This is a genomic window from Streptomyces sp. MMG1533, assembly GCF_001279775.1.
Taxonomy (GTDB): Bacteria; Actinomycetota; Actinomycetes; order Streptomycetales; family Streptomycetaceae; genus Streptomyces.
Window position 1 is genome coordinate 97,913 of sequence record NZ_LGDG01000028.1, and the last position, 22,493, is coordinate 120,405.

Genomic DNA, 22,493 nt, shown 5'->3' on the forward strand with positions numbered 1-22,493 from the left:
ATCACCTCCTGACATGACCGCCGCGGAAAGGCCCCACGCCATGCGCACCGCTCCGACGCACCAACCGAGCACCGAGCGCACCGACCGCCACCTGCCGCCGACCGGAGTGGCCAGGACCACGCCCCTCATGGCGTTGGAACGGGTGCCGTGGCGGGACATCAAGGACTCCACCGGCTGCGCGGCCGCCATCCCCCTGCTGCTGGGCAGCGTCGCCTGGGGCGATGCCGAAACCGCCCGGGCCGCCCTGGCCGACCTGCGGCGGCGCATCTGTCAGTACGGCTTCGTGGTGGAGCAGGCGACCGCCGCCACGGTCCCCTTCCTGTGGGAACTCGCCCAGCTTCCGCACGTGACCTGCCGCGCGGAGATCATCCAACTGCTCCGGAGCATCGCCGACGCCCGGCAGTGGGAGAGCACGGCCGCCGTCTACCCCAAGCTGCTCAACCACCGCGAGAACCCCGTGGTGTGGGAGCGCGAGGCGCGGCAGGCCGTCCACGAGCGGCGTGGCGCCCTGCGGCGGCTGATGGCCGAGGAGGACACCGAGATCGCCCGGGCGACCACGGAACTGGCCCGCACGCTCGGCGAGTGACGAGCGGCGGCCCGCCACCACGCGGCCGCCTCCCTCCCGGAAACGCCTTCCCCTGCCTGGTGTAGTCATGGTCCACAGGGGGAGAAAGCGCTTGCCCCACAGTGCTTTCCTCGCAACGCTTGCCCCAAGACGGCAACCGGGAAGGACCACCGCCGATGGCGTCGTCGCTCGAGAGACCCCTCGACCATCGCTACCGAGGCGAACACCCGATACGCACCCTCGCCTACCTGTTCCACGCCGACCGACACCGCCTGGCCGCGGCGGTGGGCATCTTCACGGTCAAACACAGTCCCGTGTGGCTGCTGCCGCTGATCACCGCGTCCATCATCGACACTGTCGTCCAGCGTCGGCCGATCTCCGAGCTCTGGACGAGCACCGGGATCATCCTGTTCATCCTGCTGGTCAACTACCCGCTGCACATCCTCTACGTCCGTCTCCTGTACGGCAGCGTGCGCCGCATGGGCACGGGTCTGCGGTCCGCGCTGTGCACGCGCATGCAGCAGCTTTCCATCGGCTACCACTCCCGTGTCAGCGCCGGTGTGCTGCAGGCGAAGGTGGTGCGCGACGTCGAGACGGTCGAGCAGATGGTGCAGCAGACCGCGGAGACCGGGCTCGGCGCCACCACTGTGCTCGTCGGCGGCCTCGTCATCATCGCCGTCCGCACACCGGAGTTCGTCCCCGTCTTCCTCGTCGTCGTGCCCGCCGCCGCCCTCGTCGTCGCCCGCCTCAGGACCCGGCTGCGCACGCACAACGAGCACTTCCGCCACGAGGTCGAAACCCTTTCCTCCCGGGTCACGGAGATGACCCGGCTCATCCCGGTCACCCGCGCCCACGGCCTGGAGGGCAAGGCGCTGCGCCGCATGGACGGCACCCTGCACCGGGTCCTGACGTCCGGGATGCGCCTCGACCTCGTCAACGGCCGCTTCGGCTCGCTGGCCTGGGTCGTCCTGAACGTCGTGGGCGTGCTCGTCCTCGCCGGCGCGGCGCTGGTGTCGTACTACGACGTCTGGGGCGTCACCGCCGGCGACGTCGTCATGCTCAGCGCCTTCCTGACCACCCTCACCAACTCCACGACAACGTTGGCAGGCCTCGCCCCGGTCATCACCAAGGGCCTGGAGTCCGTCCGCTCGGTCGGCGAGGTCCTCCAGGCCCCCGAACTGGAGGACAACGAGGGCAAGGCCCACCTCACCGCGCTGCGCGGCGCCGTGACCTTCGAAGGCGTCGGCCACGCGTACGACAGCGGCCGGCCCGCCGTACGGGACTTCACCCTGTCCGTCGCACCGGGCGAGACCATCGCCCTGGTCGGCGCGTCCGGCGCGGGCAAGTCCACCGTCCTCAACCTCGTCATCGGCTTCATCCGGCCGACCTCGGGACGGCTGCTGCTCGACGGGGCCGACATGAACACCCTGGACCTGCGCACGTACCGGCGGTTCGTGTCGGTGGTGCCGCAGGAGTCGATCCTCTTCGACGGCACGATCCGCGAGAACGTCGCCTACGGCATGGACGACGCCGACGCGGACGCGGAGACGGTGCGGGCCGCTCTGCGCGACGCCAACGCGCTGGAGTTCGTCGACCGGCTGCCGCAAGGACTGGACACACTGGTCGGCGAACGAGGGGCCCGGCTCTCCGGCGGGCAGCGCCAGCGTCTGGCCATCGCCCGTGCCCTGATCCGCGACCCCCGGGTCCTGATCCTCGACGAGGCGACCTCGGCGCTGGACACCAGGTCGGAGGCGCTGGTGCAGGAGGCGCTGGCCCGGCTGCTGCACGGCCGCACCACGTTCGTGGTCGCGCACCGCCTGTCGACCGTGCGCGGCGCGGACCGCATCGTGGTGATGGGCGACGGCCGCATCGAGGAGATCGGCACACACGAGGAACTCCTGCGCAGGGGAGGGGCGTACACGGCACTGCACAGCGGACAGGTGGCCTGAGGGCGTACGAGCCGCGGGCTGCCGCGCACGTGGGGCGCAGGTCGGAACGTAGCGAAAATGCGCCAAATGCGCCCCCGAAGGTGCTGAACATGAATGGTCTTCCGCGGTTCGGGCATACGGAGCGAAAAATCGAGAGAGGGGCGCTACGTGCTCGTTCCGGACCCGAAGGTCGTCAGGAAGCTGCTGACTCGCTACGCATCGCTGCGGATCGCTCAGGCGGAGCGGGAAAGGGAGGCCACGGCACGTGAACTGGAGGACGTCAGCTACACGCTGTGCGTGATGATGGGGACCAGCGACATCCGCGACGCGGTCGGCAGGGCGGACGCCCTGCTCGCCGGCGCCGGGCGCGCGCCGGCCGCCACCACCGACCCGGACGGGGAGAACGGTCTGCGGCTGGCCGTGTGACGCCGTACCGTCCCGGCGGCCGAAGGGCTAGGAGCGTGCCGCCGGGACGGCATCCGTCTTCGCGTGGAACGCGGCGCGGTAGGCCTGCGGGGTGGTGCCGACCACCCGGCGGAAGCGCTCGCGGAACGCGGTGGGCGAACCGAACCCCGCCTGCCGGGCGATCCGTTCCACCGGGTGGTCGCTGTTCTCCAGCAGAAACTGGGCACGCCGCACCCGCGCCCGCAGCAGCCACTGCAACGGCGTGGTGCCCGTCTGCTCCCGGAAGCGACGGCTGAAGGTGCGCTCGCTCATGCCCGAGCGGGCCGCCATCCCCGCCAGGGTGATCTCGTCGGCCAGGTGGTCCTCGATCCACTCCATGAGCGGTTCGAGGGTCGAGCCCTGCGGTACGGGCGGGAACTCGTGCACGATGAACTGGGCCTGCCCACCCTCCCGTTCCAGCGGCATGACGGACATCCGGGCGGAGTGCGCGGCGACGGCCGAGCCCAGATCCCGCCGGATCATGTGCAGGCACATGTCCATGGCCGCGGCGGCCCCGGCCGACGTCAGGATCTGCCCGTTGTCGACGTACAGCACGTCCGGCCGCACGTCGACCTGCGGAAAACGGCGGGCCAGCACATCGGCGGCCACCCAGTGCGTGGTGGCACCGAGCCCGTCCAGCAGTCCGGCCTCCGCCAGGACGAAGGCGCCCACGCACACGGACGCGATCCGCGTCCCCGACTCGGCGGCCCGCCGCAGCGCCGCCACCACCGCGGGGGAAGGCGGCCCGGCATCCTCGGAGCAGCCCGGCACGATGATCGTGTCGGCGTCCGCCAGCGCCTCCAGACCCCACTCGACCCGTAGGCCGAAACCACCGTCCGAGCGCACCTCCGGCGACTCCGCGCACAGCCGCACCCGGTACGGACGGCGCCCGTCGGGCAGCCGCGTCCAGTCGAACACCGTCATGGGCGCCGCCATGTCGAACGGCACCACGTGATCGAGAGCAAGGATCGCCACTGTGTGCATGACCGTCACGATAGGCGGGTTCCCGCCAGGGCCGTAAACCCTGTCTGCTGGTGGGCGTTGGGAGTGAAGCCCCTGCCCAGGGCATTGGCGAGAACCCGTTGGAACCTGTCGTTTCTGCCCCTGTGTGATCACCCGCGCGTTTCCTAGGTTGGGCGGGCACCGTCGCTCGCAGCACCGAAGGACACGCCACCCGATGACCAAGTTCCTGCTGACCCTGCACGTCCTGGCCGCCATCGTGGCCGTCGGCCCCGTCACCGTCGCGGCCAGCATGTTTCCGCCCGCCGTGAGACGCGTCCCCGTCGACGCGGACGGACCCGACACGGCGGGGATCGGCACCGTACGGCTCCTGCACCGCATCTGCCGCGTGTACTCCGCCATCGGCCTTGCGGTCCCCGTCCTCGGATTCGCCACCGCGGCCGCGATGGGCGTCCTGGGCGACGGCTGGCTCACCACGTCCATGGCCCTGACCGCAGCGGCCGCCGGCGTCCTGGTCGCCTTCGTGCTGCCCCGACAGGAGGAACTCCTCGGTGAGCTCGCCGAGCACAAGAGCGTGGAGCGCAGCGGCACGGTGCAACTCGCCATGTTCACCGGCATCTTCAACCTGCTGTGGGCGACCGTCACCGTTCTCATGATCGTCCGTCCGGGCTCCACGACCGGGGCCTGAGCGCTAACGGCAACCGGCGTTGACGTCAAGCCCTCCGCCGGAATGTGCGTGTCGGTGTGCGGGGGCGCCTACACTCGACAGTCGTGCCCAAGTGCATGGGCAGTGACACGAAAGGCGCGTTGACGGGTGTTCCAGGATTCCCCCATCTACGACCGACTCGTCGCGGAGCGCGGCGACGTTCCCGCCCAGGTACGCAGGGAGGCCGAGCGGGTGAGCAGGGAGCTGGAATACGTCATGCGACCGCTGCAGTCCTCCCTCGGCCCTTCCCTCGGCTCCCCCTCCCTCCCCAACGACCGTCAGGCCGCCCCGGGCGCGGGCTGGCAGCGTGCGGCCCTGCCCGGCCCGCGCCCCTACTGACCCGAACTCAGCGCATCGCCGAGTCGGCGCCGTTGACGTGGGCCTGCGGCTGCGGGCCCGGTCGGGCCAGCCACTCGGCGACGCTGTGCGCTATCGGCTGGCCGGTGTCCACCTCGACGAAGCCGAACTGCCCCGACTGGTTGCACTCCAGGAACCACCAGGTCCCGTCCGCGTCCTCCGCGAAGTCGAAGGCGCCGTAGGCCAGTTCGCCGTCCCGGACGTATGCCTGCACCGCCGAGGCGACACGCGGCGGCACCTCGACGGGGCACCAGGGCACGGTGCTGGGCGTGAAGCGGACGTCCACCTCGCCGGGGTCGGCGTCGTCGGGGACCGCCTTGCGGGCGGCCAGCATCCGCTCGCCCACGACGGTCAGGCGGATGTCGGCCCGCTTGGCGACCCGCCGTTGCAGCAGCGTCGGGCCGAACGCGACGGCAGCGAAGTCGGTGTCCGGGGCGACGCGGCTGGTCGGCACCGCCCGGGGCGGGTCCTGCGGATGCGCGCCGGAGACCGGCTTGACCACCAGGTCCGGGTAGCGGTCCGCGAACTCGCGGGCGGCCTGCGGAAACGTCGTGATGAGGGTGGCCGGCACGGGCAGACCGCACCGCTGGGCGAGCCGGAGCTGCCAGGGCTTGTGGCGGGCCCGGCGCGCCGCGTCGGGATGGTTCATCCAGCGCGCGCCGCAGCCGCGGAGCAGTCCGTAGAGCGCCTGTGAGGCCTCCTCGGTCAGCCAGGCGGAGGGCGCGGCCGCCCGCGCGGCCGGGATCCCCGGCCTGCGCACCCAGACGGACCGCAGCCCGCCGATGCTCACCAGGCGCCCCCCGGACGACAGATGGCCCCGAAAGGTGCCGTGCACGAACTCGCCGGACAGCGCCACCCCGCCGGTCAGGTCGGCGGGGTCGAGCCGGACCACCGGAACCCCCGTCGCGTTGAGGTGCGCGACCACCATGTCGGCGGTCACGTCCTCTTCGCAGGTCAGAATCAACACGGTCATTTCGGCCGCGCCGTGTTCAGTCGTCGAAGTGGGTCTTGGAGCCCGCGGTGGATGTCGTGGTCCCCAGTTCCCTCATCAGGCCGTGGTCGCGGGCGGCGATCCGCCCGTCGAAGAGCACGTTCAACTGCAGTCCGGAGTCATAGACGTACGGAGTGGTGGCTTCCAACTCCGCTGCCGGACGTGCGTAGTTGAGCGCGAACGGTTGCATCGTCTCTCCCTCGCCGGTGCTGCTCGATCAAACGACGGTCACCCTGCGGCCTCGCTCGGTCCGCCGACTTCCTCGGGCTTCCAGAGACTTATACGAATCGAACGGGTGATTGGTTTCCTTACAGTGCGTAGTCATGGCCCGTTCGGTGCACCGCGCTCGGGTGCTTCGGGGGAGGCGCGCATGGTGCGCAGCGCCAGAAGGAGTACGCCGATGTCGTCCAGGTACACCGGATCGGGCAGCAGGTCGGTCGGCAGCACGAAGTACAGCAAGGCACCCCAGAAGACCCAGCGCGGCCCGGTCGGCAGGCCCGCCCGCCGCAGACTGCGCCGGGCCCGCACGAGCCGCACCAGCAGCAGCACGGCGACGGCCAGTACCAGTACCGCGAGCACCGCGGCGACGACGATCACCGTTGTGGTGGAATCCACGGCCCGCCCCCTCCTCCTCCGGCGGGCGGCACCGAGCGCCCGTCACATGTCGGATTCCCGGTTACGGCCCCGGTATGGCCTGCCGAACCGGCGCTCATACCTGTGGGTCACCCGAGTGGCACGCCTCGGCGGGGGCGCTTAGTAATGGTCACCGTAACGTCGCCTGTCGCACATCGGGGGTGCAGGAGCGACCGCAGCCTTCCCCTGGAGCCGAGATGACGCCCCGTCCGTCAGAAGCCCCCTCGAACGAAGCCGGCATACCCTGCGCCGAACCGGCCGGCCCCGCCGTCGCGTCGTCGTACGGCGATCCGGTCGGCGAACTCGTCCGTGCCGCCGTGGCCGACCGGTCCCTGGAGGACATCGTCCACCTCGTCACGCTGCTCGAACGATCGCCGGAGTACGCACAGGCCACCGCCGCCGCACTGCGCGCGGTCGGCGTCGACCGGTCCGAGGAGGACGTCACCCGGTTGGCGGCCCTGCTGGCCCGGCCGCCGCGCGACGCCGAAAGCGCGGACGAGGCGATCCACGCGGCGGCCGAGTGCCGTCCGCCGGAGGATGTGACCCGGCTGGTGGCGCGGCTGCACCGGACGCCGCCGGAACCGCACTGCGGCCAGGAGACGGTCCGGGCGGTCGCCACCGGCCGGCCCGTCGAGGAACTCGTGGATCTCATCGGGCGGCTCGCCGTGGAGCGGCCGGCGGACCTCTGCTCGCCGGTGTCGGTACAGGCCGGGCCGGGCCGGGGAGCAGCCGACGGGGACGCCGCATCCGCCGAGGGCGGTGCCCGGCCGGACCACATCGCCGACCCGCTGTCCGGCCGTGCCCGGGGGCAGCAGGTCGAGCCCGGGTTCTGGCCGGGCCGGGTCGTCGCCCTTGCCCTCGTCGTCTGCGGACTGCTCTGCTTCCCGCCGTACCGGGAGGGCGCGTCCGTGCGCGTCTACGGGCTCGCCCTCGGCGTGTCGGTCCTGTGCCTCGCCCTGGGGCTGCTCTTGACGGTGCGGCTGCCCGCCATGCCGGTGCTCGTGGCGGCGGTGCTGGTGCCGGCGATGCCGGCCGCGGCCCAGTTGTTCGAGAGCCGGTTCCACTCGGCGGGGCTTTCCCGGGCCATGGACCTCTCCCTCGCCCCGGACTGGCTCGTCGGTGCGGCCGCCGTCTGCGCGTCCTCGGCCGCCCTCACCGCCCTGCTGGCACACCTGGCTTTGCCGCAGCCACCGGACAGGGGCGCGGCGGAACGGCCGAGGGCCGAGGCGAACGGCATCGCCGACTGAAACCCCGCTGCGTGCCCCGACGCCGCCTGCCTAGGCTGCCGTCATGACTGCGGATCACGTGACCCGTTCCCACCCGGCCGAGGTGCTGCGAGCCGCCTACGAGGCCTTCGCGGCCGTGGTCCGTCCCCTCGGGGACGAGGAGTCCTGGCTGCCCACGGACTGCGCGGGCTGGGCGGTCCGTGATCTGGTGTTCCACTGTGCCGGGGACGCCCAGCGCGCCCTCGTGGCGCTGCACACGCCCGCCTCCGAGCCGGCCGACCGCGATGCCGTCACCTACTGGCAGGACTGGGCACCGGATCCGGTCGGCGCGGCCAACGGGCGGCGCTGGAACCGGGTCGGCGCCAGTATGTTCCTCGACTTCCGTCAGCTGAAGGAGCTGTACCTGGAGACCACGGCGGCCACCGTGACGGCCGCGGCGGCGGCCCGGTCCGACGGCCGCGTCACCACGCAGGGCCACGTCCTGACCGCCGGGGACCTGATGCTCACGCTCGCCGTCGAGGCGAGCATCCACCACCTAGACCTCGTCACGCGGCTGCCCACGGCCCCGGGGCCGGCGCCGACGGGCCTGGCCGCCGTACGCGCCACGCTGGACGGCCTGCTGGGGCGGCCCGTCCCGCTGGAGTGGGGCGACGAGCACTACGCTCGCGCCGCCACCGGCCGCGCACCCCTCACGGTGGCGGAACGCCTCGCTCTGGGGCCTGACGCAGAGCGTCTCCCGCTCTTCAGCTGACCTCGCGCCCGGACGTGTCCGCCGGGCCCTCGCCGTCGCTGTCCGCACGGGCGGGGCGCAGCGCCTTGGTGGAGACCTTGAGACGTTCGAACGTCCGGGTCAGCTGCTGGAACGGCGATCCGGCGGGCGCACCGGTCGACTCGTCGTACGCCGGGCCGGGCGCGGACTCGCGGAAGGCGGCCAGCGCCTCGTTGGCCCGCTCGGCGGCCTCCCGGTACAGGTCCCGGGACTTGGTCATGGCCTCCAGCGCCTCGGCGTACATGGCCACCAGACCGCGCTCGCGGGCGAGTTCCTCCTCCAGGGTCAAAAGCTGCCACTGCTCCCGCAGCGCGGTGATCGCCTCGTCGGCACCGGCCGGCAGAGGCTGCGGCAGCGCGGCGTAACGGGTCACGGTCTCGATCAGCTCGGTCGGTTCCGAGCCGTCGAGGAAGACGCTGCGGACGGAGAAGTCGCCGTCGCCGTAGCCGGGCGGCACCGGGTGCCCGGGCAGGACCACGGCCCCGCCGCGCGGCACTTCCACTCCGAGATCCCGCAGGGCCCAGTTCACGACCCGCAGCTGGTGCGGGGCCGCCCGGTGCTCGACCACCCGGTGCCGCAGACTCGGCGGCAGCAGTCGGGTCAGCGGGCGGCGGCCGCGTTCGTCGGTGGTCATGGCCTCGTGGACGACGACGTGGACCGCCCAGCCGCGCACGGCGTCCTTGAACAGGCGCCGTATGACCTTGTCGTCCGAGGGCAGGAGGCTGAGGTCCCGGCAGGGCAGGCCGGTGGCGGCCTCGTGGTCCCAGGCGGCGTCCGGCGTGTCCGGCCAGAACATGGTGGCGGGAGAGGGCCACGACGGGTGCCACGGCTCTTCCGCCTCTGCCACCAGCGTCCACTCGGACCCGTCGCCCGCTCCGGGGGCGAGCGTCAGCCGGGCGCGTACGGTCACCTCACCCGTGACCCGCCATCGGGCCTCGAAGATCCGCTCCGGGGCGTCCTCGGTCGCGGGCGGTGCCAGGAAGTCGTCGAGGACCTGGTCCTCCTTGAGACGCCGCAGTCGGCGCCGGAGCACGTCGTCCGCGTCCGGACCGAGATGGCGGCCGCGGGCCGGCCAGATCGTGGGGGGAGTGGTCGGGCGGTCGTTGGGGGTGCTTGGCATGGATCCATCTGTGAGTGGGGGCGGGTGCGAGTCTCAGTATCGTCACCGCAGGCGGGTGGAGATCAACCGGGGGTCCGGCCCGTGGACGGGCGCGTGTCCGGCGGTGATGTTCCCGCCTGCGGTGACGTGGATCGTCGGCGACCGTGGGCAGGAGCACAACGGCCGACCGTACCGCGCGAGAAGGAGCGCCCTCATGCACCTCGACCTGACGGGGCGCACCGCGCTGGTGACGGGCCCCTCCCAGGGCATCGGCGCGGCGATCGCCGCAGGTCTCGCCCGCGCAGGGGCGCGCGTGGGCGTCAACGGACGCCGTGCAGACCGGCTGGACGAGAGCGTCGACGAGCTGCGGTCGCAGGTGCCGGACGGGGAGTTCGTGCCCGTCGCGGCGGACCTGGGCACCGAGGAGGGCGCCGCCCGGGCGGTCGACGCGCTCCCCGACGTCGACATCCTGGTCAACAACCTCGGCATCTTCGGCCCCAGGCCCGCACTGGAGATCAGCGACGACGAATGGCGCCGCTACTTCGAGATCAACGTCCTGGCAGGCGTCTGGCTGACCCGCGCGTATCTCCCCCGGATGAGGGACCGGGGCTGGGGCCGCGTCCTGTACATCGCGAGCGACTCGGCCGTCGTCGTCCCGGCCGAGATGATCCACTACGGCATGTCGAAGGCCGCACTGCTCGCGGTCGGCCGCGGTTTCGCCAAGGAGGCGGCCGGCAGCGGCGTCACCGTCAACTCCGTGATCGCCGGGCCCACCCACACGGAGGGTGTCGAGGACTTCGTGTACGAACTCGTCGACCGCGACCTGCCCTGGGAGCAGGCGCAGCGCGTGTTCATGCGCGACCACCGCCCCCAGTCGCTGCTCCAACGCCTGATCGAGCCCGAGGAGATCGCCAACATGGTGGTCTGCCTGAGCTCCGAGCAGGCCTCCGCGACCACCGGCGGCGCCGTCCGCGTGGACGGCGGCTACGTGGACTCGATCCTCCCGTAGCGAGCGCACTCGGGGCGCGAATCGTCCGCACCGATCGACAGTCGTTCACTCCTGCCCCGCCCATGGCAGGCCCACCACAATGGCTCCCCGAACAGGGCCCGCCCACCATCCGCATTGGGGCGGGCCCTGTTCACCACGGCACGGCGGCCGGCGGGTGAACGTCCCGAAGCCCGCCGAACCTGTCGTCCCTGCCGAACGCCCATGGTTCCCATTCAGGCCCCCGCCCGGGACGTTGTCCCCGGAGCCCGTGTCGGCGGCCGTGACACACGGACACGCCCGCGCCTACTCATGCAGCCAGGATATATCGGGAGCCGATATATCCTGGCTGCATGGCAATGAGGAGCATGACCCAGGCGGCGTTCTTCGTCCTCACCGCCCTGGCCGACCAGCCGCGGCACGGGTACGGGATCCTGCGGGAGGTCGAGGATCTGTCCGACGGCACCGTACAACTGCGCGTCGGCACGCTGTACGGAGTGCTGGACCGGCTCACCGCGGACGGGCTGATCGTCCTGGACCGCGAGGAGGTGCACGAGGGCCGGCTCCGGCGCTACTACCGCCTCACCGATGAGGGCGTCCGTGCCCTCGCCGCCGAGGCGGAGCGGATGGCGGCCGGCGCCAGCGCGGCCAGGGAGCGGATCGCCGAGGGCCGCCGCGCCCCCGGAACCGCCGCCGGACCGGGACTCGCGGGAGGCCTCGCATGACGACGCTGCTCGAAACGCGCTACCGCGCCGTCCTCCGGTTGCTTCCCGCGTACTACCGCCGGGAGCGCGAGGAGGAGATGGTCGAGATCTACCTGTGGGACGTCGACCGGGACACCCAGGACCAGAGCCGGCCCACGCTCGGCGAGGTGGCGAGCATCGCCGCCCTCGCGCTGCGCAGCAGGCTGGGCACCGCCGGTGTGCCACGGCCCTACGAGCGCCTCGGATCGGCCGTCCGCCTCTTCGCCCTGTTCGCCGTGCTGCTCCAGGCGGCCTGGGCGGTCGCGGACCGGAGCCTGTCGCTGACCTGGGCTTCGACCCATGGCCCCGCCCAGTGGAACATGTTCCTCTCGGAGTTCACCACGCGCGGACTGCCCGCCGCAGTCGTCGCCGGCGCCGAGTGGATCCTGCCCCTGCTGTGGACGGCCGGCTACTTCGCGCTCCTGCACGACCGCCGACGCCTCGCCCGGGCGGCCGTACTGCTCGCCGCGCTGCCCACGCTGTGGCCGCTCGTCGGCCCCCTGATGAGTGAGGCGGTCCCGCCGGAGCCGCTGTACGCCACCGCCACCGCGCTCTTCGCGTGGCTGCCGGCGCTGGCGCTCTGTGCGGGCCACCACCGCGACGCCCCGCCCGCCGCCCTGCCCGCCGGTGCGCCCGGGCTCGTCTTCACGGCCTGCTGTGTGGTGATGGGTGGCTCCGTTGTGCTGCTGCCCATCGCGGCCGACGCGGTCTGGGCACCGGCCACCTGCTTCGCGGTCGGAGCGCTCGGCTGGCTCCTGTGGCGCAGCCGCCGCACGGACCGGAGCACCGCGTGCGGCGGGGTCGCCCTCGCCGTACTGGGTCTGCTGATCCTCGCTGTCCGCGTCGCCGCGGTGTACCCGTGGCTCGACGTCTCCATGACTGACGGGTACCTCGGCGGAGTCCTCGGCCAGACGGGAGTGCTCGCAGTGCTGGTCGCGGCGCTGGCCGTAGTGGGCGGCCGCGACCTGACCACGCGCTGAGAGCGGGCCCGCCCCTACTCCCGCCCGGCCGTCGTAGGACGGAAAACGGCCTCGACGGACCGGAGGGAATCCGGCACCGTCGAGGCCGTCGCCGTCGTACTACGCGCCGCTCGCCTTGAGCATGTCCTCACGCTCGACGAGCTTCACGCGCTCGCGGCCCTGCGGCTCGCCCAGCGCCTTCTCGGCGGCGTCCAGCTTGTACCAGCCCTCCCAGGTGGTGAAGCGGACCTCCCGCTCGGCGAGGAACGCGTCCACCGCCTCGGGCTCGGGCGAACCCGGCGTCTGCAGACGGTCGTTCGCGAAGTCGTCCAGCAGGTTGGACACCGTCTCGTTGGCGTCGCCCTTGGTGTGGCCGATCAGACCCACCGGGCCGCGCCGGATCCAGCCGGTGACGTACGTGGACTGCAGGTGCTCGCCGCTCTCCTCAAGGACCCGGCCGCCCGCGTCCGGAACCGTGCCCGAGTCGATGTCCCAGGGCAGCTTGGGCAGCTTGTCGGAGAGGTAGCCGACCGCGCGGTAGATCGCGGTGACGTCCCAGTCCTTGAACTCGCCGGTGCCCTTGACGTTGCCCGTGCCGTCCAGCGTGGTGCGCTCGGTGCGCAGGCCGACGACCTTGCCGTCCTCGCCGAGGATCTCCGAAGGAGACTCGAAGAAGTGCAGGAAGAGCTTGTGCGGTCGGTCGCCGACGTCGCGGATCGCCCAGTTCTCCAGGGTCTTGGCGACCATGTCGGCCTGCTTGTTGCCGCGTCGGGTCTCGATCGAGCCCGCGTCGTAGTCGATGTCCTCGGGGTCGACTATGACCTCGATGTTGGGGGAGTGGTCCAGCTCCCGCAGCTCCATCGGGCTGAACTTCGCCTGCGCCGGGCCACGGCGGCCGAACACGTGGACCTCCAGGGCCTTGTTGGCCTTCAGACCCTCGTGGACGTTCGGCGGTATCTCCGTCGGCAGCAGCTCGTCCGCGGTCTTGGCGAGGATGCGCGCCACGTCGAGCGCGACGTTCCCCACGCCGAGCACGGCGACCTTCTCGGCCTCCAGCGGCCAGGTGCGCGGCACGTCCGGGTGACCGTCGTACCAGGAGACGAAGTCCGCCGCGCCGTACGAGCCGTCGAGCTCGATGCCGGGGATGGACAGTTCGCGGTCGGCCGTCGCGCCCGTGGAGAAGATCACGGCGTCGTAGAACGCCCGCAGATCGTCGAGGCTGATGTCGGCCGGGTAGTCGACGTTGCCGAAGAGACGGATCTGCGGCTTGTCGAGCACCTGGTGGAGGGCCGTGATGATGCCCTTGATGCGGGGGTGGTCGGGGGCGACGCCGTAACGGATCAGGCCGAACGGGGCCGGCATCCGCTCGAAGAGGTCGATGGACACGCCGGGTTCGGCGGCCACGTCGGACTTGAGCAGGGCGTCGGCGGCGTAGATACCGGCGGGGCCGGCTCCGACGATTGCTACCCGCAGGGGGCGGGGCATGATCAGGTTCCCTTCGAGCGGTGACAAGGCGACTCGACGGGAAGCCTAAATTAAGGCAAGCCTTAGTTGGTACGCGGGTCCGGTCTATGGGCTCATAAGCTCGCTTTATGGGGAGCGTCGGCGGTGGATCACTTACGGCAGGGGCTGCTCGGCCCAGATGACCTTGCCCTCGGGCGTGTAGCGGGTGCCCCAGCGTTCGGAGAGCTGGGCGACGAGGAACAGCCCGCGGCCGCCCTCGTCGGTCATGGCCGCGTACCGCAGATGGGGCGAGGTGCTGCTGCTGTCGAAGACCTCGCAGATCAGGGTGCGGTCGTGCAGCACACGCACGTGGATGGGGTCGCCGCCGTAGCGGATCGCGTTGGTGACGAGCTCGCTCAGGATCAACTCGGTGGTGAACGTCAGCTCGTCCAGGCCCCATCGGGCGAGCTGACGGCTGACCGAGGCGCGTACCTCGCCGACGGCCGCCGGGTCGCCCGGAACCTGCCACTCGGCGATCCGGTCGGCGGTCAGTGCCCGGGTGCGCGCCACGATGAGGGCGATGTCGTCGCCGGCGCGGGTCGTGGGCCGGGAGTCGAGGACGATCCGGCAGGTGTCCTCGGGCGACCGGCCCGCCTGTTCCAGCGCCGTACGCAGCAGTTCCAGGCCCTCGTCGATGTCCCGGTCCCGGTCCTCCACGAGCCCGTCCGTGTAGAGCACGAGGCGGCTGCCCTCGGCCAGTTCGAGGTCGGCCGTCTCGAAGGGCAGCCCCCCGAGGCCGAGCGGGGGACCGGCCGGCACCTCCGGGAACTCGACGCTGCCGTCCGGGTGGATCAGCGCGGGCGGCGGGTGACCCGCCCGGGCGATCGTGCAGAGCCGGGAGACCGGGTCGTAGATCGCGTACAGACAGGTCGCCCCGGTGACGGGGGCGTTCGCGCCCTCCGCCGCCTCGTCCTGGTCGATGCGCCCGACCAACTCGTCCAGCAGCGAGAGGAGTTCGTCCGGCGGGAGGTCGAGGGCGGAGAAGTTGTGCACCGCCGTACGCAGGCGCCCCATGGTGGCCGCGGCGTGCAGCCCGTGCCCGACGACGTCACCCACCACGAGCGCGACCCGGGCACCGGACAGCGGCAGTACGTCGAACCAGTCGCCGCCGACACCTTCCTGCGCGGGCAGATACCGGTAGGCGATCTCCAGGGCGTCCTGCTCGGGCAGGTTGCGGGGCAGCAGACTGCGCTGCAGCGTCACCGCCATGTTGTGCTCGCGTGTGTAGCGGCGCGCGTTGTCGATGGAGACCGCGGCCCGGGCGACCAGTTCCTCGGCGAGGGCCACCTCGTCCACGTCGAACGGCTCGGGCTTCTCGGACCGCCAGAAGCTGACCACCCCCAGCACCAGGCTGCCCGCGCGCAGCGGCACGGCGATCAGTGAGTGGATCCCGTACGCCACCACCTGGGCGGAGCGCTCCAGGTCCTGCGCCTGCCAGCCCACGGCCTCGCTCAGCCGCGGCTCGACGACGGCCTGTTCCGCGGCCAGGCTGCGCGCCTGCGGTGAGGTCTCGACGAGCCGGATCCGCTCGCCGACCGGGTACAGCGGGGCGTCCTTGCGGATCCCGTTCACGGCCGTGCGGTGCAGAGCGGTCGTCGCCTCCGGCTGTCCGCCGCTCAGCACGGCGTCGAACAGGTCCACCGTGACGAAGTCCGCGAACCGGGGCACGGCCAGCTCCGCCAACTCCTCGGCGGTACGGGTCACGTCCAGACTCGTGCCGATGGCCACCCCGGCGTCGTACAGCATGTTCAGCCGCTCCCGCGCCGCCTCTGCGCGGCCGGACAGGGCACGCAGTTCCGTGGAGTCGCGCAGGGTGGCCACGGTGCCGGGCGGGCCGCCCTGGCTGTCGGTGGTCCGCTGGTTGATGGCCAGCAGCCGGTCCTTGACCAGGTGCACCTCGTCCGTGGCGACCCGTCCGGAGGCCAGCAGATCGGCCGTGTCGGGGGCGAGACCGAGGTCGAGCACATGCCGTCCCTCGGCGTCGTCGGGCAGGTCGAGCAGCCGGTGCGCCTCGTCGTTGGCGAGCAGCAGGGTGCCCTCGTCGCCGACGATGAGCACGCCCTCCCGTACGGAGTGCAGCACCGCGTCGTGGTGCTCGTACATCCGTGTCATCTCGTGCGGACCCAGGCCGTGCGTCTGCCGCAGCAGCCGTCGGCTCACCAGCGCGGTGCCCGCCGTGGCCAGGGCGAGGCCCGCCGCGGCGGCGAGCAGGACCAGCGGGAGCTGCCGGTTGACGGCGCCGCCCACGCTCTCGGTCGTGATGCCCGCGGACACCAGGCCCACGACCTTGCCGTCGTCCGCCTTGACGGGCACGACGGCCTGCACCAACGGGCCGATCGTTCCGGTGATCTCCTCGGTCACGGTCCGCCCGGCCAGCGCCGGGGCGATCGTCCCGACGAACTTCTTGCCGATGCGGTCCGGCTTGGGATGGCTGTAGCGGATGCCGTCGGTGTTCATGACGACGATGAAGTCCACCTTGGTCGCCTTGCGGGCCGCCTCCGCGCGCGGCTGGAGCACCGCCGACGGGTCGGGGGCGCTCAGCGCCTCGACGGTGCCCGGAGCGTTGGCGAAGGCCTCGGCGACGGCCACCGAACGGTTGCGGGCCTCCCGCGTGCTGTCGCTGCGTACCTGGAGCACCAGGGCCACCGCCGCGGCCACCACCAGCAGCAGCACGATCACCACTTGCAGGAGGAACACCTGTCCGGCGACGCTGCGCCCGCCGAGTGCCGACCGTGGTCCCGGGCGGCCCGCACCCCCTTGCCGCTGGGCGAGCGGGCCGCCCGGCTGCCGCCGGGGCCGCCGCGGATGCCCGTCGGGCGTCGCGAGAGCGCGGTCGGGCCCAGGTGACGGGCGCGGACCGCTGGGGCGACGGGTCAACCGGGCCCCGGATCGACCCAAGAGCCGGACCATGTGCCCATGTCTACACTGCCGGGCCTCAGGAGGCGAGGGGCGTCACAGGGCGTGACAGCCCGAGCCGGCCGACGTCGGCGGCTGCGGGGGCGCGGGGTCGGCCGGGGCGGCGCGCGCCCCGGAGTGGGTCTCATCGCGCGGGACGGCGCGTGGCGAGCAGGAGGGCGATGTCGTCCGGGCGGTCGACGGCGTGGCGGGCCGTCGTGGTGAGACGGTCGGCCACGCCTGCCAGCGCGCGTCCGCCCGGCCGGACGGCGGGGGCGCCGGCCTTGGCCAGGGCCACGCGCAGGGCGCTGATGCCGTCGTCGATGTCGCCGCCGGGCTTCTCGACCAGCCCGTCGGTGTAGAGGGCGAGGATGGCTCCGAGTTCCATGTGCAGCTCGGTCACCGGGTAGCGGGCCCGCGGGTCCACGCCGAGCACCACCCCGCCGGCCAGGTCCAGGACGTGGGTGCGGCCGTCCGGCCGGCGCAGCAGCGGCTGCGGGTGCCCGGCGCGGGCCGCCAGGGCCACCCCGGTGGCGGGGTCCAGCCGGATGTAGCAGCAGCTGGCGAACAGCCCGGGGTCGAGGTCGATGAGCAGGTGGTTGGTGCCGCTCATGACCTCGTCGGGCGGCCGGTCGCCGAGCGCGAACGCCCTTACGGCGCTGCGCAGTTGCCCCATGGTCGCCGCCGCCTGCACCCCGTGCCCCTGCACGTCCCCGATGACCAGGGCGAGGCCGTCGCCGGACTCCACGACGTCGTACCAGTCACCGCCCACGTCCATGCCCTGCGTGCCGGGCAGATAGCGTCCCGCGGTCTCCACCTGCGGGTGGGCCGACAGCCGCCGGGGGAGCAGGGCCTGCTGGAGCCCGCGGGCGAGGGCGGCCTCGGTCTCGTAGCGCTGTGCCTTCTCCATGGCGTGGGCGATGAGCCCGGCGAGCGCGGTGAGCACCGTACGTTCCTCGGTGCTGAAGCTGCGCGGCCGGTCGAAGCCCAGGATGCAGGAGCCGACCGGGCGGCCGGAGGCGATCAGCGGCAGGAAGGCGCGGGCGCCCTCCTCGGCGTCCAGCTGGATTCCGGGGTAGGCGGCGGCCAGTTGCTGCATCGAGTCGAAGAAGAGCGGCCGGCCGGTGGTGAGCGTCTCGACGCCGGGCAGCCGTGCGTCGAGCCCCACCCCCTCGAAGGGGGCGAGGAACCCTGTGGGGAAGCCGTTCTCCCAGGCCAGGTGCAGATGCCGGTCCTGGAGCAGGTAGATGGCGAGCCGACGGCCGCCGAAGGCGGGCAGCAGCTCCCGCATCACGACGGCGGACACCTGACGGGCGGTGACCGCCTCCGTCAGCGCGATCGCGAGGACGATGGGGCGGTACACGGGTGCCGCCGTGGCGAAGCCGTTCCCGGCGGCGGGGGCGGCGGGGGCGGCGTCCGCCACCCGGCTCGCCGGACGGACCGTGCAGGTCAGCCGGTCCGGGCCGGGATGCACGGCGAGCGCGAGCCAGTCGCCCTCGGACGGCTGCGACACGGGCTCGCGGCCGTTCGCGGCAGGTCGCTCGACGTGGAAGTGCACCGGGTCCGGCGACAGCAGGGCCCCGCGCAGATGGTCCTCGACGTCGGGCCGGCCGAACCACGGCGCGGCGTCCCACAGGGCCCGGCCGAGCAGCTCGGTCCGCGGCCGGCGCAGCAGCTGCGCGGCGCGCGGATTGGCGTAGACGATCAGCCCCTCCCGGTCGAGGCAGAACACCCCGTCCGGCAGCAGGTCGGCCGCCGCGTCGGCGGTCGCGCCGAAACCCGGATCCAGGACGATGCCCCGTACCGGACCTGCCTCGGGCGGTACGGCGGTCGGGGTGGTCGCGTCGTGCGGATCCCACCCGTTCGCGTCGTGCGGGCTCCACAGGTCCATCAGCCGCAGCTCACCGTCCGCCGCCCGCAGGTACAGCGGCAGGGTCGGAGGCCTGCCGACGGCCGTGTCCCGCAGCGCGACCAGAATCCGGTTCGCCTCGGACGGGGCCACGGCGTCCGCGAACGCCTCCAGGGTTCCGGTGAACTCCGTCGGCACCACGCCCATCAGGGCGTACAGCCCCGCGTCACCGGTCAGGACGCCCGTCTCCGGCGTCCACATGAAACGCCCCATGCGCGCGAGCGGCGGACGCGCGGCCGGCGGCCGGACGCACAGTGGCTCATGGTCCCAGGCGACCGGGGCCGCCTCCTCTTTGCCGAGTCTCCGCAGGGCCGCGCCCAAATCCTGCGCCAGCCGCGCGAGCCGGTCACGTTCGGCCACCACCTCGGCGGCGTCCGCGACGGCGGGGCGCAGCACGCTTAGGACGCCGTAGGTGTCGGAACCGGCCACGACCGGCGCGTAGAGGGAGCCGAACTGGAAAGGCAGACCGGCCGCGAACTGGGGGTAGCGGCGCATCGTCTCCGTGGCGTTCGGCAGGACCACCTGGACGCCCAGCCGATGGGAGTCCGCGACGGGGAACGGACTGTCCACGTGCAGCTGCCACCAGGGACGGAACAGGGGACAGGGCAGCCCGGCGAGCACGGCAAGGCGCAGCAGTCCGGGCGTGGAGGAGCGCAGGTAGACCCCTCCCGCGTGGCCGCCGGCTGCGCTGACCGCCTCTGTCGAGGCGTCGATCAGCAGCGCCGCCAGCCGTCCGGGCTTCGGCTGTGCGTCCTGGGAGTTCCCAGTCATCGGCCCTACCTCGTCCGTGCGCCGTCAAGCGGGCGACACAGCAAGAATGCGCCACGACGGGCCCGGACCGCACCTGGGCGGCGGAAGGAACCTCGTGAGGAACGCCGTGCTCCGTGTGATCGAGCCGCGTCAGCGGCTGCCGGTCCAGTTGTGGGCCACGTCCACCACGACCCGGTCGGAAAGCTGCTGCACCCGGAACGGCAGCCGGGCACGGACCCCCAGCCCGATCTGCGTCTCGCCCTCGAAGCTGCCGGCGAACCGGGTGTCCCTGAAGGTGCGGTAGCCGGTGAGGTCCACACCGGGCAGCGGGCGTGCCACCCGCCCGGCATACGTGGGCTTCCCGGTCGCGGGGTCGTAGGCGGGTGCGGCCACCCGCACCTCGAGGACGGCTCCGCCGCCGACGGGTACCGGACGGCCCGATGCGTCCTGACGGAGTCGGTCGACGTAGCGCACCCAGTAGCCGAGGCCGCTGCCGCCGCCGGGGACGTCGATGACCATCCGGTCGTAGCACGCGTGACTGCCGGTCCTGATGTTCTTCACCGGCGCCGTCGTGCCGGAGGCACGGGACTTGGCCAGGCTGCCCCAGCCGGTGGGGCACGCCGTGGCTGCCGGGGCGGCGTCGGCCGGCATCGTGCTCGCCGTCAACGCGGCTCCCATGAGTACCGCCGCGGCCCATGCTGTTCTGCTTCGTCTCATGATGTCCCCCGAGGCGTTGATGTGACTGATATCTGGTGAGACATCCGGCTTCGCCGAATGGTTGCGCTGTTGATGGAGGAATCGCTTCCGGATGACGTCCGGATCACGTGCGGATGACGTCCGCCATCGAAACATTCGAAGTATCTGGCGAATGTTGGGTTTCCCCTGCTGCCGCAGAGCTTTCTGAGCCAATTGCCTCGGCCCGGTGCGCGGTCCGTTGACGCCTTCGAGGGCCGCTCGTATGGTCTGCGACGCAATTCCGAAACCTGTTCGAAAGTTTCGGTTGATCAACCGTCAGGAAACCCGGTCACGAAAGGGGACGAGATGGTTACCCGCACGTCCATCCGCCTCGGCATGGCGAGCCTGCTCGCCATAGCCGGGCTCACCGCCCTGTCGGCACCGGCCGACGCCGCGAGCACCCTGGGTGCCGCGGCGGCCGAGAAGGGCCGCTACTTCGGCGCCGCCGTCGCCGCGAACCACCTGGGCGAATCCGCGTACGTCTCCACGCTCGACACCGAGTTCAACTCGGTGACCCCCGAGAACGAAATGAAGTGGGACGCGGTGGAGAGCACCCGGAACTCCTTCAACTTCACGGCCGCGGACCAGATCGTCAGCCACGCCCAGAGCAAGGGCATGAAGGTCCGCGGACACACCCTGGTCTGGCACTCCCAGCTGCCGAGCTGGGTCGGCACGCTCGCCGCCGCCGACCTCAGAACGGCGATGAACAACCACATCAACCAGGTCATGGGGCACTACAAGGGCAAGATCCACTCCTGGGACGTCGTCAACGAGGCCTTCCAGGACGGCAGCAGCGGAGCCCGCCGCAGCTCGCCGTTCCAGGACAAGCTCGGCAACGGCTTCATCGAGGAGGCGTTCCGCACCGCACGCGCGGCGGACCCGGCGGCCAAGCTCTGCTACAACGACTACAACACCGACGGCGTCAACGCGAAGAGCACGGCCGTCTACAACCTGGTCAAGGACTTCAAGGCACGCGGCGTGCCCATCGACTGCGTCGGCTTCCAGTCCCACTTCAACAGCGCCTCCCCGGTCCCCTCCGACTACCAGGCCAACCTGCAGCGCTTCGCCGACCTCGGCGTCGACGTCCAGATCACCGAGCTGGACATCGAGGGCTCCGGCACCTCCCAGGCCACCAGCTACAGCAACGTGGTGAAGGCCTGTCTGGCCGTCTCCCGCTGCACCGGCATCACCGTCTGGGGCGTCACCGACAAGTACTCCTGGCGGGCCGGCGGCACACCCCTGCTGTTCGACGGCAACTACAGCAAGAAGGCCGCCTACACCGCCGTACTCACCGCGCTCGGCGGCACCGGCTCCGGCGGCGGCGGTACGGCCGCATGCTCCGTGTCGTACAGCAAGCAGGAGGAGTGGAGCGACCGCTTCAACGGCAAGGTGACCGTCACCGCCGGGGGTTCCGCGATCAGCAACTGGACCACGACCGTGACCGTCACCTCCCCGCAGAAGATCTCCGCGACCTGGAACGGCACGCCCACCTGGGACAGCAGCGGCAACGTCATGACGATGAAGCCGAACGGCAACGGCAGCCTGGCCGCCGGAGCCTCCACGAGTTTCGGCTTCACGGTCATGACGAACGGCAACACCGCGGCCCCGGTGCTCGGCTCCTGCACCGCGTCCTGACCGCGCCTTCGCCCGGTCCCGACAGAGCCCGGGCCGCCCGGCCGATGTGGTCGAAGCCACGTCACCGAGGAGGCCCGGGCCATGTCGTACGGCAGGACGCGCGGGCTACCGTTTCGCGCAGTCCCCTGTCTCACCACACGCATCGGGCGGCCCGGCAGTGCAAGCAGATCTCTCCCCGCTCATCGCGGCGACCGCCCAGTGGCTGACCTGCGCCTACCCGTCGGGCGGCGGCGCGCTGGCCTCCGCCCTGTGCGAGGCGCAGGCACGGCAGGCCGTGACGGTCGCGGCCTGGCTCAGGTATCCGACGCAGATGGACGCCGCGCTGGTCGGCATGGCCGGGCCCGGCGGCTCGGCCCGGCTCGACTGGATCACCGGCGCCGACGGGACCGGCGCCCAGGACACGGACGAGCACGCTTGGCGCACCTGGGTCGACGAGGTCGTGGCGAGCTGGGCGGCCTGCCTGCTCACCGACCCGGAACTGGCCGGCCTGGCGGTGGCCGCGCTCGCCGGGGGCACCCACACGGCCGTTGTGCCGGCCGAATTCCGCCGCCTGCTCGCACCCGACGAGGCGGACCGCCGTGCTGCGACCCTCCTGCGCCACCCCGACCTGCTGGCCCCCGTGGCCGAACTCCACCACGCCCAGCTCGTGGAACGCCTGCACCCGGGACAGGCCCTGATCGCCTGAGGCCGCCGACGGGTCG

General features: G+C 72.1%; 21 protein-coding genes. 12 read left to right on the forward strand and 9 right to left on the reverse strand.

Annotation, left to right across the window (positions count from 1 at the left end; translation table 11 throughout):
- Positions 1 to 40 precede the first annotated feature (40 nt).
- From ADK57_RS06195 to ADK57_RS06205, 3 genes are all read left to right on the forward strand, one after another.
- Positions 41 to 586 (forward strand): hypothetical protein, encoded by a 546-nt coding sequence (locus ADK57_RS06195; RefSeq protein ID WP_053748319.1) that lies wholly within the window; start codon positions 41 to 43, stop codon positions 584 to 586.
- A 155-nt stretch (positions 587 to 741) separates the two neighbouring features.
- Positions 742 to 2,514: an ABC transporter ATP-binding protein gene (locus ADK57_RS06200; protein ID WP_053748320.1), complete on the forward strand. Its 1,773-nt coding sequence runs from the start codon at positions 742 to 744 to the stop codon at positions 2,512 to 2,514.
- 147 nt (positions 2,515 to 2,661) lie between these two features.
- Positions 2,662 to 2,919 (forward strand): DUF5133 domain-containing protein, encoded by a 258-nt coding sequence (locus ADK57_RS06205; RefSeq protein WP_053748321.1) that lies wholly within the window; start codon positions 2,662 to 2,664, stop codon positions 2,917 to 2,919.
- A gap of 27 nt (positions 2,920 to 2,946) precedes the next feature.
- Here ADK57_RS06205 and ADK57_RS06210 read toward each other — a convergent pair whose 3' ends face one another.
- The gene (locus ADK57_RS06210; protein WP_053748369.1) at positions 2,947 to 3,921 is read right to left on the reverse strand and encodes a GlxA family transcriptional regulator; all 975 of its coding nucleotides are present in this window, start codon (positions 3,919 to 3,921) and stop codon (positions 2,947 to 2,949) included.
- A gap of 193 nt (positions 3,922 to 4,114) precedes the next feature.
- On the opposite strand from ADK57_RS06210, the gene ADK57_RS06215 reads away from it, so the two are divergent.
- Positions 4,115 to 4,585: a hypothetical protein gene (locus tag ADK57_RS06215; protein WP_053748322.1), complete on the forward strand. Its 471-nt coding sequence runs from the start codon at positions 4,115 to 4,117 to the stop codon at positions 4,583 to 4,585.
- A 126-nt stretch (positions 4,586 to 4,711) separates the two neighbouring features.
- On the forward strand, positions 4,712 to 4,942 hold the full coding sequence (locus tag ADK57_RS06220; RefSeq protein ID WP_053748323.1) for a hypothetical protein: 231 nt from the start codon (positions 4,712 to 4,714) through the stop codon (positions 4,940 to 4,942).
- A gap of 7 nt (positions 4,943 to 4,949) precedes the next feature.
- Here the strand turns inward: ADK57_RS06220 and tgmB are convergent, their stop codons facing one another.
- The 3 genes from tgmB to ADK57_RS06235 form a co-directional block, all read right to left on the reverse strand.
- Positions 4,950 to 5,933 (reverse strand): ATP-grasp ribosomal peptide maturase, encoded by a 984-nt coding sequence (gene tgmB, locus ADK57_RS06225; protein ID WP_053748324.1) that lies wholly within the window; start codon positions 5,931 to 5,933, stop codon positions 4,950 to 4,952.
- A 16-nt stretch (positions 5,934 to 5,949) separates the two neighbouring features.
- Complete coding sequence (tgmA, locus tag ADK57_RS06230; RefSeq protein WP_053748325.1) at positions 5,950 to 6,141, reverse strand: putative ATP-grasp-modified RiPP; 192 nt, start codon at positions 6,139 to 6,141, stop codon at positions 5,950 to 5,952.
- Positions 6,142 to 6,272: 131 nt separating this feature from the next.
- Positions 6,273 to 6,566: a YkvA family protein gene (locus ADK57_RS06235; protein WP_053748326.1), complete on the reverse strand. Its 294-nt coding sequence runs from the start codon at positions 6,564 to 6,566 to the stop codon at positions 6,273 to 6,275.
- 215 nt (positions 6,567 to 6,781) lie between these two features.
- Here ADK57_RS06235 and ADK57_RS06240 point away from each other — a divergent pair, with 215 nt between their 5' ends.
- Both ADK57_RS06240 and ADK57_RS06245 read left to right on the forward strand, forming a co-directional pair.
- A complete protein-coding gene (locus tag ADK57_RS06240; protein ID WP_234389995.1) occupies positions 6,782 to 7,831 on the forward strand; it encodes a hypothetical protein in 1,050 nt (349 codons plus the stop codon).
- A gap of 43 nt (positions 7,832 to 7,874) precedes the next feature.
- Positions 7,875 to 8,561: a maleylpyruvate isomerase N-terminal domain-containing protein gene (locus ADK57_RS06245; RefSeq protein WP_053748327.1), complete on the forward strand. Its 687-nt coding sequence runs from the start codon at positions 7,875 to 7,877 to the stop codon at positions 8,559 to 8,561.
- Here the strand turns inward: ADK57_RS06245 and ADK57_RS06250 are convergent.
- Positions 8,554 to 9,699 (reverse strand): hypothetical protein, encoded by a 1,146-nt coding sequence (locus ADK57_RS06250; RefSeq protein ID WP_053748328.1) that lies wholly within the window; start codon positions 9,697 to 9,699, stop codon positions 8,554 to 8,556. The genes ADK57_RS06245 and ADK57_RS06250 overlap by 8 nt on opposite strands.
- 193 nt (positions 9,700 to 9,892) lie before the next feature.
- Between ADK57_RS06250 and ADK57_RS06255 the strand changes: the two genes are divergently transcribed.
- From ADK57_RS06255 to ADK57_RS06265, 3 genes are all read left to right on the forward strand, one after another.
- Positions 9,893 to 10,687 (forward strand): SDR family NAD(P)-dependent oxidoreductase, encoded by a 795-nt coding sequence (locus ADK57_RS06255; RefSeq protein WP_053748329.1) that lies wholly within the window; start codon positions 9,893 to 9,895, stop codon positions 10,685 to 10,687.
- 344 nt (positions 10,688 to 11,031) lie between these two features.
- Positions 11,032 to 11,388 carry a PadR family transcriptional regulator gene (locus ADK57_RS06260; protein ID WP_053748330.1) on the forward strand — a complete coding sequence of 119 codons (357 nt, stop codon included), beginning with the start codon at positions 11,032 to 11,034 and terminating at the stop codon, positions 11,386 to 11,388.
- Positions 11,385 to 12,386: a hypothetical protein gene (locus ADK57_RS06265; RefSeq protein ID WP_053748331.1), complete on the forward strand. Its 1,002-nt coding sequence runs from the start codon at positions 11,385 to 11,387 to the stop codon at positions 12,384 to 12,386. Before ADK57_RS06260 ends, ADK57_RS06265 begins: the two co-directional genes overlap by 4 nt.
- Positions 12,387 to 12,485: 99 nt before the next feature.
- Here the strand turns inward: ADK57_RS06265 and ADK57_RS06270 are convergent, their stop codons facing one another.
- The 4 genes from ADK57_RS06270 to ADK57_RS06285 form a co-directional block, all read right to left on the reverse strand.
- Positions 12,486 to 13,850, reverse strand: a complete 1,365-nt coding sequence (locus ADK57_RS06270) for an FAD-dependent oxidoreductase (RefSeq protein WP_053748332.1) — start codon at positions 13,848 to 13,850, stop codon at positions 12,486 to 12,488.
- Between the two features lie 132 nt (positions 13,851 to 13,982).
- On the reverse strand, positions 13,983 to 16,778 hold the full coding sequence (locus ADK57_RS06275; RefSeq protein ID WP_199830487.1) for a SpoIIE family protein phosphatase: 2,796 nt from the start codon (positions 16,776 to 16,778) through the stop codon (positions 13,983 to 13,985).
- Positions 16,779 to 16,908: 130 nt separating this feature from the next.
- Positions 16,909 to 19,443 (reverse strand): SpoIIE family protein phosphatase, encoded by a 2,535-nt coding sequence (locus ADK57_RS06280; protein ID WP_053748334.1) that lies wholly within the window; start codon positions 19,441 to 19,443, stop codon positions 16,909 to 16,911.
- A 129-nt stretch (positions 19,444 to 19,572) separates the two neighbouring features.
- Positions 19,573 to 20,139 (reverse strand): AMIN-like domain-containing (lipo)protein, encoded by a 567-nt coding sequence (locus tag ADK57_RS06285; protein ID WP_053748335.1) that lies wholly within the window; start codon positions 20,137 to 20,139, stop codon positions 19,573 to 19,575.
- Between the two features lie 324 nt (positions 20,140 to 20,463).
- Here ADK57_RS06285 and ADK57_RS06290 point away from each other — a divergent pair, with 324 nt between their 5' ends.
- On the forward strand, positions 20,464 to 21,792 hold the full coding sequence (locus ADK57_RS06290) for an endo-1,4-beta-xylanase (RefSeq protein ID WP_053748336.1): 1,329 nt from the start codon (positions 20,464 to 20,466) through the stop codon (positions 21,790 to 21,792).
- Positions 21,793 to 21,949: 157 nt separating this feature from the next.
- Positions 21,950 to 22,477, forward strand: coding sequence for a hypothetical protein (locus ADK57_RS06295; RefSeq protein ID WP_053748337.1), 528 nt, complete (start codon positions 21,950 to 21,952; stop codon positions 22,475 to 22,477).
- Positions 22,478 to 22,493 lie beyond the last annotated feature (16 nt).